The sequence below is a fragment of the Limnohabitans sp. TS-CS-82 genome (assembly GCF_002943475.1).
Map to the genome: position 1 here is coordinate 65,497 of NZ_PTQX01000003.1, position 17,166 is coordinate 82,662.

The window sequence follows — 17,166 nt, forward strand, 5'->3', positions numbered from 1 at the left end:
ATGCCTTTTCTGTGAACAGAAAAGGCATTTTTATTGATTTTGTTAGATTTGAGTGGTTTTGGCACTCATTTTTTGCAAAATCGTTAGGTGGCGCTGAAGGAGATCTGGTTTGTGGTTTGGATCAACAACTCATCTGCGCCACTGATACCACTACCATATTTGTGATAAGTGATGTTGCTTTCAGTGACGGTGCCTAAATCTTTCCACTCATTAGTTGCGCCAACCAAATTGACCGCATCGCCTGAGTCTCCAATGATGTAGAGCTTGTGTTGATTACTATGCATCGACGTTAAATTCGCAAGCGTAATTCTGAGGGTATTGGTGCTGTTATTAGATTGACCCGAAATATTCAAGACTTCCATACCTGTAACCACTGAGGTGGCTGCAGTCAAGTCAAGCATCAAACCATCCGCCGTTAAAAACAAAGTATCTTTAATATCCGTAGACGAAGAGCCGGATGCTGTTAGGCCCCTAGCTGTCGCCGAATAAAAATCCTGAATTTTATTAGTGGCTAACTCACCAGACTTAGCGACCACAACCTCTAGGGTTTGATAAGCATTACCGTCTAATGAATTAACTGTTAGTAGATCGTGCACTGTTGTGCCTGTAGTGTTTTCGAGAGATTGTGTGTAGTCCCACTTGTAAGAGTGTTGAGCACCATTATTAGAACTACCTAGGAGAGTTATCGCAAAATCTCCAGAATGGGTTTTCAAAGCGGATGGGCTTATAAAGGCCGGATCTAAAAAACTCTGCGAAACATCAGTATCGTTAACAACAATATTTGACTGTCCTGGGCCATACCCGCCGGGACCACTAAGAATTGAAATTTGATTTGAACCAAGTATCCCGCCTTGAAGTGTTACCAAACTTAATGCTGACGGATTTGCATCGCCATATACGGCAACCTTTATTGTTGCCGTATTTTTCGAGACCAATCCATACTTATCTACTGCTGAATAAACAAAGCTCTCATATTCTGGTTTAGTTGCACTTAGTGTTGCGGCAAGATTTGCATCGACCCTATATGTAAAAGTGCCATCTGATTTAATATTGGCAATACCATAATTTGTACGGAAATCAGCGCCAATGGTTATTGCATTTCCCAAATACGACATTGATTGAACGGTCAAATTTTTCTCAGGCGATAAGTACTGGTTACTCTGAGGAGATACGATCTGATCGTAGTACACATCAGAATCATTGCCGAGAATTTTAGTTGTCAAAGATGAAAGAGGGCCATTGATTTTCCCCCCATCAACTTGGACCCTAAGGTTATTATCATCGTTGACAATCACATTTGTCACTACAAACTGGGCTCCAGGAAATGATGAAACGTTTCCGGCTTTATCTGTCACAGTCACTTGAGGTATGTATAAGCCTGGTTTTAACGAATCTGTTACAGGCACTACATATTTACCATCAGCATTAAGTTTTGCATTAGCGGAATAATCATTTCCCAAAAGTGTCACTTTAACTGTAGCACCAAGCTCAGCAGTAATCAACAAATCTGGCGTATCATCACTCGTAATTAAATCGCCCTTTTCACCTAAATCGCTAGCTGGGTCCAACTCTACAAGAGTATTTTTATCAGGAGCCGTAATATCAAGCGCGGCTGAATCTGAGTCAGCCAGACTATCGTTGCCGTTCTGATCTTTAATAATTGCTGTTACGGTTAACGGTGTACCGCCATCTGCTGGCTTGGTAAATAAAGCGCTTACTTTTCCAGCTTTGATATCGTCAGCAGTCAGGATAATAGATTTAGATTCGTTGTTAGAGCCCGTTATTACGACCGTATCACCAGCGACCACCTTGCCTTTGAACGTCACATCTACATTAAATTGGGTGGCACCGCCAAGCTCGGTGATATTCACATATCCATCGTTATTTGCATCTGTCGTAATAAGTACTCCAGGTGCAAGACTTTTACTTCCAGTGGGATCTGTTGGGTCTGCATTTGACACTGTATCCAACATAGCACTGTCTTTATCGCTTGCCGAAGGTAAAGTATCTCGTTGTAAAAGTGCACTAACGGTTAACGTACCACCCTCGGCTGGTTTAGCAAATTCTGTAGTCGCAACACCTGCATCAATCATGGCCTGCGTAAGTACCACTGTTTTAATAACTACTGGTGGTCCACCGTCTGTGAAAACAACCTTGTCACCCACTGCTACTTTGGTTTTGTCAAATGAGGCACTAACAGCAAATGTTGTGGCACCATTTAATTCCGCCTTATTGACTACACCATTGTTATTTGTATCAGTTGTAATGAGAACAGTAGGGGCAGCACCACCATTAGGCGCAACTGGCCCAGCAGTTCCACCCCCGCCTCCACCCCCACCACCCAAAGCCGCCGCACCCACGCCAGCAGCCAACAACCCCAATCCACCCAAGCCGCCGCCAGCAGCCGCAGCCACCAAGGGCAATCCAGCCAACTCAAACGCGCCGCCTGCAATGGGGCCGCCGCCCAGCGAGAGCATGGCTGGCGTGTAGCCGTCTTTGAGCGTGGTGCTCATGCTGGACAGCTCGGGGTCGTGCGGGATGTATTCGTAGACCGAACCGTTTTCGGCTTTACCCACGATGGTGGGCACTTGCTGCAGGTTGATGGGGTCGTAGTAGCCCTCAATGATGACGTCGGGCTTGCCGTTGTCTTCAAACATGAGGTACAGGTTTTTGCCGACGCGTTTGCCGCGCACTTGGTCTGGCGCCAAGCCTTTGCCTTTGAGGTCGTCTTGCAGTTCGTAGCGCGTGTCTGGCTTAGCTTTAATGCGCGTGGGGTTGCCACTGGCGCCAGCACCTGCGGGCACGGTGACGAGCACGTTTTCCGAGCCCTTGCCTTCATTGACCAAAATTTTGTACTGTTTGAGCATGGTGTTCTTTCAATCAGTTGAGGGGGGCTGGTGTTTTGCTGGTTTTCGCGGCACGGACGACGCGAACGGGTTTGCCTGGCTTGCCACGGGGCGTCCACTTTTCACCTTCGGTCGCGTTGTCATCGCTGCGCTTGGGTTGGGGCTTGGGCTCCAACTTGGCTTCGGGCTTGGGCGCAGGCTTGACTTCTTCGACTTCGGCTTTGTGCTCGGTCATTTCGTCGAGTTTTTGCTCCACTTTCACGCCAATGACAACGCGGCGGTTGGGCTTGTTGCACTCAATGCTGGCGGCGTTTTGCACGCGAGAGCAGCTGACGATGGGGTCTGCCGAGCCTTTGCCGTCGGTGGTGATGCGGTCTGAGCGCAGGCCGCCGCGCACGAAGTACTCTTTGATGGTGGCGGAGCGGGCTTTAGACAGCGCCAAGTTGCTCTCGGGGTTGCCAAACGGATCGGCGTGACCCACGACATGCATGTGCACGCGATCAGCACTGCCAAACTCGGTCTTGATGCGGTCGATCAAGTGGTCCAAGGTGCGGCGGCCTTTGTCGGAGATGTCGTTGATGCCTGAGCGGCCAAAGGCAAACAAAGCGTCGGCGCCCAAGGTGATGTTCTGTGTGTAGAACACGGGCTCTTGGGGTTGTGGCTTGGGTGCGGGCGTGCTGTCTTCGATACAAGGCACAGCCTCGGCCACACGCGAAATGGTGTGTTGCTGCTCGCGGGTTTTGACGAGTTCAGGCAAGGCCATGTCGGCTTTGACGGCTTCCATCACAGCGCGGCCATTGCCTTGCTCGTTGATGCGCACAAACACGTCTTGGCTGCCTTGCAGCACCAGCGCGTTGACGATGTCGTAGTCGTCACGGAAGTCTTGTCCGTTTTGCTGCATGCGGGCTGCCACGTCTAACTTAACGGGGGGTAGGCACAAAGCACTGTAGCCACCACGCTGGAGTGAAGCGTGGTAGCTACCGTTGATGTAAACGCTGGCCACTTTTTTGCTGGTGCTGTTGGCGTTTCTGTAGAACACCACCCTGCCCTGCTGCGGCACCACCATGCGTGGTACTTTGAAGGTCCCGCCCAGCGGGTTGGTCACCCCGGGGGTGTTGTTGTCAGCGTAGGTTTGCTGGTACGCCTGTGCTGGTTGGGCGTTTTGCGCGGTGGCGCTCACGGCCCAAACTAAACATGCGAGACCCAAGATTTTTTTCATGTTCATTTCACCCAGTTTTCGACCCGCAGGCCCGGATACATTGCGAAATCCGCATCGTGGTTGGTGACCAACGTCACATCCAGCGACAACGCGTGGGCAGCCACACGTTGATCGACTGGGTCTAACTTGCTGTCATTGGCTTGGCCTTTGACCTCGCCATACGTTCGGGCTGCCTCGCCGCCAAAGGGAGCCACCCACACGTCTTCTAAAAAGCCGTCGAGTGCGATGCGGTTTTGCGCACACTCACGGCCCGAACTCGCGACACCCAGCTCTAGCTCAGCCAAAGTGAGGGCAGAAATCACGACATCGCCCACGTAGCACGGGGCCAAACGCTCGACCACGGCTATGGGCTGTTCTTTCATCAGATAGACACACATGTGTGTATCGAGCATGTACTTTGGTTTCATACGTTCGACATGAAATTGGGAGAAAACTTGGTGAGTTTTTCAAGCACATTGCCCATGCGGCGCTGTGCGGGTTTGATGTGAAGTTCGTCGCCATGACGCTCGATGACCAAGTCGATGTCCCAGGCGCTATAGCCCAGCTCAGCAGGGATGCGCACAGCCTGTGAATTGCCGTTTTTGAAAATCTTGGTAAACGCTTTGGTAGCGCCCTTGAGCGTGGCGCGCGTACGTGCCAAGCCTGACCAGTACCCTTGCGAATACAACGAATTGGTAGATTTCTCTTCTTTCATGGCGTGCCTCCAGTTTGTGTATCAACACGTAACTAAACGCATCGATTTTTGACACAATTCATGCTTTTATGAGTTAAGTCTTGTTAAGATATTCTTGATAAGTAGTTACTTCTTCTTATCATGATGGTGTACTTTAACCGGTCATACTCGTAAAGTGTTAACTTTATGTCTCGTATTAACGAGTCTTAACAAAAGTAGTTACAAAATATCAAAAAAAATTTAATCGCGCATTACAAAATGAAACCATTAAGTTACTTAGAGATTGGTTTTGGAGGTTTTTTTGTAACGCTGGCCTCACTGATGCGCGCGATTCAGTGACAACCGACAGGATGTGTACATCCTGAGTGGGCTTGGCATTGCACCAAGCCCACGGACCCAATTACATGGGAGAGACGAACACTTGCTCATCCACAAACAGCGTGGCCATGCCGTTTGTGTATTGCGCGTACTGGTGACCCGAGGTGAAGGCAAAGTTACTGCCATACGCACTGGTCAAGTTAGCGGCTGTCAGGTGTGTGGCCGAGGTGGTCCAGCTTGCGCTGTCCACCAAGCCCAACACATCAGACGCATCTGGCGCCCCCGTACCGTTACCGTTGACCACCACGGTGTGACTTTCGTTGATCGCGGTGGTGGTGGCGTTGTCGGCCATCGTTGGCATTTCCATGACGGCGTGCAGATCGATCTTGAGTGCGTTGATACCGCCCCCCGAGATGTCCACGGTGCTGACGCCTTGCATGGCTTCAAACGTGGCCACTTGGGTGGCATCGACCACCACACCAGACGCCGTGGCATCTAAGGTGAGGCTGTGTGCGGTCAAGTCTGTGGCGCCAGCCGTGCCATAGGTTTGTGCCACCGTTGCACCCGCGCCCAATACGCCTGTTGCGCTGGTGTAAGTGCCATCTTGCAAGCTGATCAATGTGGTGCCACTGCCGCTGGAAGGCGCATTCACATTGAAGGTCCAATGCTGCAAGACCGGGTCGTACACAAAGTTGCTCACAGCGCCGCCCGAAACAGCACCCAAGTTAGACATGTGCATGATCTCAATGTCCGCCGAAGTGACGGTGGCTGGGTCCACCGCGCCGCTGAAGGTCAAGGTGTAAGTCACCGTGCCACCGTTGGCCGCCACAGACGCGGCGTTGTCGCTGATGTGGGCCACCACATGGTCGGTCAAGGTCATGGCTTGGCCACTGAATGGGGTGATACCGCCGTTGACGTGCGCATCGATGGTGGCGCCGTTGACCGTGGCGGGCAAGGTGCTGTCGATCAAGCGCACTTGCATGTCGGGCTTGGCCATGGCCGAGTTACCGGTCGCAGCCAAGAAGCGGATTTTCGTGCCGTGGTCCAAGTACACCGCGTTGGTGTCGGTCAAGCCCGTGGGCAAGTCGATCCAAGCGTTGCTGGCGTTGAGGTATTGGTACTTGCCCAAGGTCAACGCGTCCATGGCAGTGCCTGCAAACGTGACGGCCACACCTTGGAAGGTTTGGGGCGTGGCCAAGGCTGTTTCAACGTCGGTGAATCCGCCCGCAAACAAGCTGTCGATGGTGACCGCTTGGGTCACGCCGCCGTTGTAGGCGTTGACCAAACTCAAGTCGGGCTCGCTCGGCTCGCCCATGTAGTAGTGCATATAGAGCGTGGCGCCATTCAGCGTGTACTCGTAATACGCGCCATCGATGTCAAAGCCATAGCTTGAGCCATAGAGCGCATCAAGATCCATGCCCGAAACCACCTCAGGCGCATGGGTCCACAAGCTGGCGTTGACCAAGTAAACGCCGTCACCTTGACCACCATTGACCACGAAGATCTTCGAGTCGCTGGCGAGTGCAAGTATGTTGTCCACGCTCAAATGCAAGAAGTTACTGACCAAGCTTGCTGTGTCGCTTCGACCGAGATCAATGGTGCTGATGTGGCTCAATTTCGCAGCCGTGGTCGCATCGGTCAAATCAAGCAGGTTTTGACCGCTCGGGATGTCCAGCGTCAGGGTGTTAATGCCTGCACCGCCATCGATCTTCATGCCGTTGCCAGCCACCGCCATGCTGCTGAGGCTGCTGGCGTTGATGATGATTTGGTCGTCACCCGCGCCGGCAAACACTTGGTCTGCACCGCCGTTGAGGGTGATCGTGTCGGCCTCATCGCTGCCGATCAACGTGTCAACAGCAGAGGTGCCTGTGATGACCGTGGAAGGGCTGCCCACGCCATACGCTTGCGTATCCGAACCGCCCAAACCGTCCACACCCGCGAGGCTCTTGTACGCGCCGTCAGCCAAACTGACCGCCATCACCCCCGTGCCTGACATAGGCGCTTTAGCCACCACCGTCCAATGCGTGGCGTCCACCTGTGTCATCGACACCAGCGTGCCGTTGCTCACCGTGATGTCAGCGGCCGTCAAGCTGCTGGCATCAATGGCTTCGCTGAAGGTCAGCGTGAAAGTGGCGTTGGTGTTGTTGGTCGTGGCCGTCAGGCTGCTGTCGGTCACCGTCACGGTCGGCACCGTGCTGGTGGTCAAGGCATGGCTGTCCACATAAGAGTAAGCCAACACAGGTGCGTCGTTCACCGCAAACACGCTCAGGATCGAGGTGATCGCGGTGGCGTTCAACGCGCCGTCATTGATGACGTAGCTGATGGTGCGTGCAGCCGTGTTCGGAATGTCCGAGGTGTTGCTGTACGACACCGCGCGCAAAGCGGCTTGCCATTCGGCGAGCGTGGCGGTGCTGCCAGCAGAAGTCAAGGTCATCACGCCACCCACCACGGAAGCCGCGATGTTGCCCATCGTGCCCGCCACGTTGGTGAAGCTCAGCACGTCTTGGTTGGCCACGTAACCGCCCGAGATCGACACGGTGGCGCTGGTCAGCGTCGTGTTGTCTTGGTCGGCCACGGTGATGAGGGTGTTGATGGCAGTGGCCGCACTGTTTTCGTTGTAGTTCACGCTGGAACCAAACGACAACACGGGTGCGTCGTTCACGTTGGTCACGGTCACGGCCACGGCTTTGTCGCTGAAAGCGCCGGCTGCGTTGGTGGCGCGCACGGTGATGTCGTAAACGTTGTTAGCGCCCGCGTCTGTCGGCGCTTCAAAGTCAGGCGATGCCAAAAACTTCACCGCACCGGTGCTGGCGTCGATGCTGAACTTGCTGGCATCGGCACCGGTCAAGGTGTAGGTGATGCCTGTGTCGCCATCGGCTTGTGCGTCGTACACGGTGGCTGTGATGGCGAGGTTTTCGGCTGCGCTTGCAGTTGCACCGCTGGTGAACACGGGGTTGCCCACGATGGTCAGATTCAAAGCGGGGCTCTGGTTGCTCTCCCAACCTGCCGTGTCGACCAAGGTGTAGGTCAACGCGTGTGGGCCTTGGGTCAACGGCGTGATGGGCGTGATGGCGCCCGTCACGGGGTCATAAGTCGCCGCCACAGCCACACCGTCCACATACAACTTAGGCGAAGTGTCCGCAGGCACAGTGCCTACGTTCAAGCCGGGTGTTGTGTCGTCGGTGGTTGCTGCCGTGCTGTTGGTGCTGGTGATCGGACCCACGTTGTCCACATAGCTTAAGTTGCCTGTGGCGGAGATGACGGGAGCGATCAAGTCCACGTTCAACACAAAGTCTGTGGTGGTGGCCGTGTTACCTGCAACCGTCACGCTGGCGTTGTAGTTATGCAGACCGCCCAACTGTGCTGCCGGCGTGTAAGTCCAATTGCCAGTTCCATCGGCTTGGGCTGTGCCCAAAACTGTGACGCCGTCTTTGATCGTCACCACCGCATTCGCTGTGGCCGTGCCTGTGAAGGTGGGCGTGGCGTCATCGGTCACATCACCACTCGTCAAATTGGCGGTGATGCTGCCCACGTTGTCGCTCACCGTGGTGATGCTCACCATCGGCGCTGTGTTGTTGACCGTGAAGTGCAGCGGGTCCGACGGCAAGCTGGGGTTGCCCGCTGGGTCTTTTTCTACCGTCGTGATGGTGTACGCGCCGTTGGGCAACGCTGTGGTGGGCGTGAGGCTCCAAGACCCGTTAGGCGCCACAGTGGCTGTGCCCAACAAGGTGGGGCCGTTGTACACATCCACGGTGTCACCTGCGGTGCCTGTGCCGCTGAAGGTGGGCTTGGTGTCGTCTGTCGTGCTGCCCTCTGCAATTGGGCCAGTCACTTGACCGGCGTCATCGGTGGCCGTCACCACATTGGGCTTGGTGGGTGCCATGGTGTCGATGGTGATGGCGGCTGTGTTTTTAGCAATCAACGCGCCAGTTTGCACGTTACCTGCCACATCGGTTTCACGCATCTGCACAACGCCTGCGGCATAGGCACCTTGGGCCAATGCGAAGCTCGTACCCGAACCTGCATTCCAAGTGGCACCGCTGTCAGTGCTGTACTCCCAAGTGGTGCCCGCCTCTAAGGCGCCCACCGTGACGGTGCCGTTGTTGGTGATGCCATCCGTTGGGCTGCTGCCCGTGTCAACGATGCTCAAGGTGCCGATGACGGGAGCCGTGGTGTCCACGGTGATCGCTGCTGCGTTCTTCGCAATCAATGCACCGGTTTGCACGTTGCCTGCGGCATCGGTTTCACGCATCTGCACAGCGCCTGCCGAGTAAGTGCCTTGGGCGAGTGTGAAGCTGGTGCCTGTCCCCGCGTTCCAAGTGACACCGCTGTCGGTGCTGTATTGCCACGTCGCACCGGCTTCCAACGCACCCACTGTGACGGTCCCATTCTTGGTGATGCCATCGGTTGGGCTGCTGCCCGTGTCGGTGATGCTCAAGGTGCCCAAGACGGGGGCTGCCGTGTCCACGGTCAATGCAAAGTTAGTGCTGGTGGCCGTGTTGCCTGCCACGGTCACGCTGGCGGTGTAGGCGTGCGGGCCTTCTGCCTGCGCTGACGCCGGCGTGTACGTCCAGTTCCCAGTTCCATCGGCTTGGGCTGTGCCCAACACGGTTGTACCGTCTTTGATCGTCACCACCGCATTCGCTGTGGCTGTGCCTGTGAACGTGGGTGTGGCGTCATCGGTCACATCACCACTCGTCAAATTGCCCGTGATGCTGCCGAAGTTGTCGCTCACCGAAGTGATGCTCACCATCGGCGCTGTGTTGTTGACCGTGAAGTGCAGCGGGTCCGACGGCAAGCTGGGGTTGCCCGCTGGGTCTTTTTCCACCGTCGTGATGGTGTACGCGCCATTGGGCAACGCTGTGGTGGGCGTGAGGCTCCAAGACCCGTTAGGCGCCACAGTGGCTGTGCCCAACAAGGTGGGGCCGTTGTACACATCCACGGTGTCACCTGCGGTGCCTGTGCCGCTGAAAGTGGGCTTGGTGTCGTCTGTCGTGCTGCCCTCTGCAATTGGGCCAGTCACTTGACCGGCGTCATCGGTGGCCGTCACCACATTGGGCTTGGTGGGTGCCATGGTGTCGATGGTCAGGTTCAGCGCAGGACTTGGATTGCTGATCAACCCAGCAGGGTCGGTCAGCGCGTAAGTCAAGGCGTGTGGACCTTCGGTCAAAGGCGTGGTGGGCGTGAGCACACCGGTCACGGGGTCATACGTGGCGGGCACAGCCGTGCCGTCGACATACAACAGCGGCTGGGTGCCAACAGGCACAGCGCCGATGTTCAGACCCGGCATGGTGTCGTCGGTGGTGGGTGCTGTGCTGGCGGGGTTGGTGATGGGGCCCACGTTATCCACGTAGCTCAAAGGCGCCGTCAATGGGGCAGCGGGCGCAGCGGTGTCAATGACCAAAGCATGCGACTCGCCAACCTTGATCAAATTACCCGCCAACGACACGATGGAGGTCTTGATGGTGTAGTCGCCATCGGCCAAGTTGTTGGCCTTGTTGTCAAACACGTAGTTGCCAAGGGCATCTGGGGTCACGTATTGCTGTGCCACCACCGTTGTGCCATCTGCCGCCAAAATTTGCACCAACACTTTGTCACCCGCGGCTGCATGAGCAGGGGTGAAGTTGGTCACTTTGCCTTCGATCATCAACGTGTTGTCGCTGGTGATGAAGTCGGTGCTGCTCGCGCCTGTGTCGGTCGAGCCGTTGGCCACGTCGTGAATGGTCAAACCCGAGAACGTCAAGGCAGCATCTGGCGTGCCAGCGGTTTCCACCACCAAGGTACGCGTGTTAGACACGCCGAGCGACACATGCGCGGCATTGACCAACTCAGCGTGCACGGTGTACTGGCCGCTCATCAATGCATTGGCCGTGTTGTCCAGCGACCAAATGCCTTGTGCGTTGGGCGTGACAAATTGGTCAACCACCAAGGTCACACCATCAGAGGCCAACACCGTGACATGCACTTGGTTGCCCGAAGCAGCGATGTAGGCCGTCACGTTGCCCGACACCACCAAGGTGGTATCGCTGGTCACGAGATCGGAGCTACTTGCGCCGGTGTCTGTGGTGATGCCCGTGATGTTGACCGCGTTGCTCGCGCTCGCATTGATCACCAACGGTTGCATGTCCCCCGTCTTCACGGTGTTGCCCGCAGCGTCAACCACCGAGGTCATGATTTTGTAGTTGCCATCCGCCAAGCCGCTGGCAGTGTTGTCAAACGCGTAGTTGCCGTTACCGTCTGGAATGACAAATTTCTCCGCCACCACCACGCCCACGTTGTTCAAAATCTGCACCAACACGCGGTCGCCCGCCGTGGCGCCCGTGGCGCTGAAATTGTTGACATGACCGGTGATGGCCAACGTGCCATCGGTGGTGATGAAGTCGGTGGTGCTGGTGCCGTCATCGTTTGAACCGCTGAAAGGGTTGTTGATGCTCAGCTGATCAAAAGACACACCGGTGTTGGTGTCCACGCCGTTCGCATTGGCAGGGTTGATGGTCGCGCTGGTGTCGATGACCAAAGGCTGAGCTGTGCCCGCTTTGACCACGTTGCCTGCCGCATCGACCACCGCCACTTTGACGGTGTAGTTGCCATCAAACAAAGTGTTGCCCGTGTTGTCGAACACAAAGTCGCCATTGCCTGCTGGCGTCACGTATTGCTGCGCCACCACGGTCACGCCGTCCGCCGCCAACACTTGCACACGCACCCGGTCACCCGCTGCGCCGCCTGCGATGGTGAAGCCTGCCGCCGTGCCTTTGAACACCAAAGTGGCGTCGTTGGTGATGAAGTCAGTGGCGCTCGCGCCGGTGTCTGCCGATTGCTTGGCAGCGTCGGTGATGGAGAACGCCGAGAACGTCACACCCGTGTTGCTGTCCACGGCTGAGTTGGGCTGGCCATTCTCGTTGCCGGGGTTGCTACCTGGGGTGGTGCCGCCGTTGTTGGTGTCAATCACCAAAAGCTGACTGTCGCCGGGTTTGACGGTGTTACCCGCCGCATCGACGATGGACGTTTTGATGGTGTATTTGCCATCGGCCAAAGCATTGGCCTTGTTGTCAAAGGTGTACTGACCGGTGAACACATCAGGTGTCACAAAGCCTTGCGCCACCACGGTCACGCCATCGGCGGCCATGATTTGCACCAACACTTTGTCGCCAATGCCACCGCCTGCTGCGCTGTAATTGCTCACTGTGCCCGTGATCAGCAAGGTGGTGTCGCTGGTCACAAAGTCGGTGCTGCTGGAGCCTGTGTCGTCGCTGCCCAGACCGTTGATGGTCAGGCCCGAGAACGACACGATGCTGGCCGCGTTCGGATCGACGGGGTTGGGGTTGCCGGGGTTGCTGGCGGGGTTGGTACCGCTGTCGTTGGTGTCGATCACCAACGCTTGCGCGTCACCGGCCTTCACCAAGTTACCAGCCGCATCGACGATCGATGTTTTGAGGGTGTATTTGCCATCGGCCAAGGTCATGGCCTTGTTGTCAAACACGTAGTGGTTGCTGCCGTCTGGGGTGACAAACTTTTCCGCCACCACGGTGGTGCCGTCGGCTGCAAAAATTTGCACGCGCACTTGGTCACCCGCTGTGCCGCCGGTGCTGGTGAAGCCCGTCACGTTGCCCTCAATCACCAAGGTGTTGTCGTTGGTGATGAAGTCGGTGTTGCTGCTGCCCGAGTCGGTCGAGCCCATTGCCACGTCGTGAATCGACAAACTGTTGAAGCTCACACCCGTGTTGGTGTCCACCGTGCTCGGTGTGTTGCCGGGATTACTGACACCACTGCCGTCGATCACCAAAGCTTGGTTGTCGCCTGCTTTGACCAAGTTACCCAAGCCGTCGACGATCGACGTCTTGATGGTGTACTTGCCATCGGGCAAGCTGATGGCTTGGTTGCTGAACGTGAACACGCCTGATGCATCGGGCACCACGGCGCCTTCGGCCACCACAGTCACGCCATCGGGGGCCAAAATTTGCACCCACACTTTGTCGTTAGCTGCTGCGCCAAAGTTGCTGAAACCAGAGGCCGTGCCTTGAATGGTCAAGGTGCGGTCGCTGGTGATGAAGTCGGTCGCGCTGCTGCCCGTGTCTTTGGAGTCACCCACGGTCAAAGTTGGCACGTCGACGGTCAAACCTGTGAAGGTCACGGCGGTGTTAACGCCACCACCTTGGGTGTCGATGTTGATGGCCGTTGCGGGGCTCGGTGAACTGGTGTTGCCTGCCACGTCCGTGATCGTTGCTGTCACAGTCGCGGGGCCTTGACCTGCAGCAGCCAGCACCGCAGCGCTAACGGGCACCATGGCTTTGCCAGCCGTGATGTCGGCGGGCAACAAGATGTAGTCGGTCGGTGTGCCGTCAATCGTGACGGTCACTTTGTCGCCAGCTACTGCGTTGGTTCCAGCCAAGCTGACTTCCACCACGGTGCCGTCTGCAGCTTCAACCACGTTGATGCCGCCACCTGCGTTCTCTGCGACGACTGGGGCAACTGGTGCAACAGGGGCCACGGTATCGATAGTGATCGTGGTTGCGGGGCTGGGTGGGCTGGTGTTGCCTGCTGCGTCGGTGATGGTCGCCGTCACTTCGGCGGGGCCTTGGCCTGCGCTAGCCAACACGGCAGCAGGCACGGTGACGATGGCTTTGCCTGCATCCACTTCGGCTTGCGTCAAGGTGTGCGGTGTGCTCACGCCATCGACGATGACTTTGACCACGTCGCCAGCCACAGCACCTGTGCCAGCCAAGCTCACCTCAACGGGTGTGCCGTCCACGGCTTCGACTGCATTGATGCCGCCGTTTGCGTTCTCTGCCACCACGGGGGCAGCTGGTGCAACAGGAACCACGGTGTCGATGGTGATCGTGGTCGCGGGGCTGGGTGCGCTGGTGTTGCCTGCCACGTCGGTGATCGTTGCTGTCACAGTCGCGGGGCCTTGACCTGCAGCAGCCAGCACCGCAGCGCTAACGGGCACCATGGCTTTGCCAGCCGTGATGTCGGCGGGCAACAAGATGTAGTCGGTCGGTGTGCCGTCAATCGTGACGGTCACTTTGTCGCCAGCTACTGCGTTGGTTCCAGCCAAGCTGACTTCCACCACGGTGCCGTCTGCAGCTTCAACCACGTTGATGCCGCCACCTGCGTTCTCTGCGACGACTGGGGCAACTGGTGCAACAGGGGCCACGGTATCGATAGTGATCGTGGTTGCGGGGCTGGGTGGGCTGGTGTTGCCTGCTGCGTCGGTGATGGTCGCCGTCACTTCGGCGGGGCCTTGGCCTGCGCTAGCCAACACGGCAGCAGGCACGGTGACGATGGCTTTGCCTGCATCCACTTCGGCTTGCGTCAAGGTGTGCGGTGTGCTCACGCCATCGACGATGACTTTGACCACGTCGCCAGCCACAGCACCTGTGCCAGCCAAGCTCACCTCAACGGGTGTGCCGTCCACGGCTTCGACTGCATTGATGCCGCCGTTTGCGGCCTCAAGCACCACAGGGGCTACTGGTTCTGTAGGGGCTACTGTGTCGATGGTGATCGTGGTCGCAGGGCTGGCTGGGCTGGTGTTGCCCGCAACGGTCACGGTGGCCGTGACGCTGGCAGGGCCTTGACCTGCTGCGGCCAACACGGCGGGTGGCACGGTCACAACGGCTTTGCCTGCGTCCACTTCGGCTTGCGTCACGGTGTGAACCGTGGGCACGCCATCGACCGTGACGGTCACGGTGTCGCCAGGGGTGGCGCCCGTGCCGGTCAAACTCACCTCAACAGGTGTGCCGTCTACGACTTCTGCCGCATTAAGACCCCCAGCAGCTTCTGGCACCACAGGCGCAGCAGGTGCGGATGGCAATGCCGATTGAATGTTGATGGGTGTGGCATCGCTCGGCACGCTGACGTTGCCAGCCGGATCGGTGAGCGTGGCGGTGACGGAAGCAGGGCCTGGGCCTGCGGCAGCCAACACGGCAGCAGGCACGGTGACGATGGCTTTGCCAGCCGTGATGTCTGTGGCCAACAAGGTGTAGACCGTGGACACGCCATCGATGATGACGGTCAACTTGTCGCCCGCCAAAGCGTTGGTGCCCACCAAGCTCACCTCAACGGGTGTGCCATCCGCCGATTCAGCGATGTTGATGCCGCCGTCCGCGTTTTCAGGCACCACGGGTGCGCCTGGTTTGTTGGGCGCCAAGGTGTCGATTCTGATGAGTGCTGTGGGGCTGTTCGCACTCACGTTGTTCGAGGCATCGGTCAAGGTAGAAATGACCGTGGCCGAGCCTTGGCCAGCCGCATCAATCACCGATTTAGGCACGAGCACGCGAGCCACGCCATCAATCAAATCTTGCGCCGTCAAGGTGTAAGGTGTGGGCACGCCATCAACCATGACCGTCAACACATCGCCCGCCACAGCACCTGTTGCCGCAATCGAAATGCTCACCAGAACACCGTCTGCGGCTTCGGCAGCGTTCACGCCACCTGCACTGTTTTCGGGAATCACTGCCACGCCGGGCGCGGTGGGCGCTTTGGTGTCGATGTTCAAGCTCAGGGCTGCGCTCAAGGGGCTCTTGTTGCCCGCCACGTCGGTCACAAAACTGGTCACCGCCGCTGCGCCTTGGCCTGCGGCCACCAACACAGCGTTGGGCACAGCCACATTGATGGTTTGGGCAGCAATGTCGGCCGCTTTCAGCACATAGCTGGTATCCACGCCATCGACCGTCACGGTCACGGTGTCGCCTTCGACCGCGTTGGTGCCGGTCAAAGGCACAGCGATGACGGTGCCGTCCACGGCGTCACTGCCATTGATCACGCCGTCGGCCATTTCTGGCGCGGTGGCCACAGCCGGTGCGGCGGGGGACTGCGAGTCAATCGTCACGGTCATCGCGGGGCTGTTGCCGCTCACCACGTTTTGGGCATCTTTGTAATTGAAAGCCAGCGCGTGTGGGCCTTCGGTCAATGCGGCTGCGGGCGTCAAGATGGTGTTGCCATCGGCATCCAACGTGGCTTGGCTGGGCACCACCGCACCGTCGACCACCAATTGCGCCGTAGAACCCGCAGGCACCACGCCCACGTTAAAACCAGGCTTGGTGTTGGCCGTGATGTTGTCGGTATTGCTCACGCCCGTGTCAGCAGATGCCAACAAATCGGGCGCATTCGCCAAGCTACCGGTTGGGGTAGTGCCACCACCACCGCCCGCCAAACTTGCAGCACCCAGCACGCCAGCCGCGGCCAACAAGCCACCGCCCGACAAAGCGCCGCCACCGACTGCCAACAACGGCAAAGCGGCCAACTGGAACGTCGAGGCCACGGCCCCGCCACCCAACACTTGGCTCACAGGCACGCCGCCATCGGCCAAGGCCACGGGCAAGTTGGCAACGATGGGGTCTTCAGGAATGTATTCGTACAAATTGCCGTCTTCGGCGCGGCCATACAGGCCACCCGATGCGTCCACCATCACCGCGTCGTCGTAGTAGTTTTCGACGATCAAATCAGGCTCGGTGCTACCTTCCAACATCACGTTCAGGTGTTTGCCCACGCGCTTGGTGCGCACACTGTCGGGGCCGGTGTTGTTGGCTGCGGGATCTTCTAATTGGTAGCGTGCGCCGCGCACCGCCTTCAAACGTGCGGGATTTCCCTTGTCACCCGCGCCTTGCACCACGTCAAGGGTTTCGGTCACTTCGCCTGTATTATTTTGTACAAGCGCTTTGATAGTTTTACTCATGTAGGACGAGCCTTTCATTGGGGATTGAATGTCTTTGAGAACTGGCCCGTATTCTTATGAAATGACTACCTAAGAGGTATTAAATATTGTTAAAACTACTGCATTTACATGCACTTAGCTCACATATCTAACAGCGTACTTAGATCTCATACCAAACCCGTCAAGCGGTAACTATGATGTATAACCTTGCATAGATTGAGTACTAAATACCGCCAATTTCTCAAGATGCAAATAGTACATCGTAAACATCAAAATCGATAAATAATTAATACTTAAATTTAATTTAATAGCGTTTTTCGCAACTTTTTGCAACTACGTTTACGAAAAACAAGGCTTAAAACGGGTCAAAAGGCGGGTTGGGACGTAAAAAACCCCAAGCCCTTGTGAGGCTTGGGGTTGCGTTGGCGCATTCAGCGCCTAAAGCCAACGGTGCAAC

At 56.8% G+C, this 17,166-nt stretch carries 5 protein-coding genes; all 5 read right to left on the reverse strand.

Annotation, left to right across the window (positions count from 1 at the left end; genetic code table 11):
• Positions 1-83: 83 nt before the first annotated feature.
• Positions 84-2,867: an Ig-like domain-containing protein gene (locus C5F52_RS08435; protein ID WP_161499670.1), complete on the reverse strand. Its 2,784-nt coding sequence runs from the start codon at positions 2,865-2,867 to the stop codon at positions 84-86.
• A gap of 13 nt (positions 2,868-2,880) precedes the next feature.
• The gene (locus C5F52_RS08450) at positions 2,881-4,071 is read right to left on the reverse strand and encodes an OmpA family protein (RefSeq protein ID WP_104797919.1); all 1,191 of its coding nucleotides are present in this window, start codon (positions 4,069-4,071) and stop codon (positions 2,881-2,883) included.
• Positions 4,068-4,457 carry a type II toxin-antitoxin system VapC family toxin gene (locus C5F52_RS08455; RefSeq protein ID WP_236657785.1) on the reverse strand — a complete coding sequence of 130 codons (390 nt, stop codon included), beginning with the start codon at positions 4,455-4,457 and terminating at the stop codon, positions 4,068-4,070. Before C5F52_RS08455 ends, C5F52_RS08450 begins: the two co-directional genes overlap by 4 nt.
• Positions 4,458-4,468: 11 nt before the next feature.
• Positions 4,469-4,705, reverse strand: coding sequence for an antitoxin (locus C5F52_RS08460; RefSeq protein WP_104798164.1), 237 nt, complete (start codon positions 4,703-4,705; stop codon positions 4,469-4,471).
• Between the two features lie 433 nt (positions 4,706-5,138).
• Positions 5,139-16,730, reverse strand: a complete 11,592-nt coding sequence (locus C5F52_RS08465; RefSeq protein ID WP_161499671.1) for an S-layer family protein — start codon at positions 16,728-16,730, stop codon at positions 5,139-5,141.
• Positions 16,731-17,166: the final 436 nt, after the last annotated feature.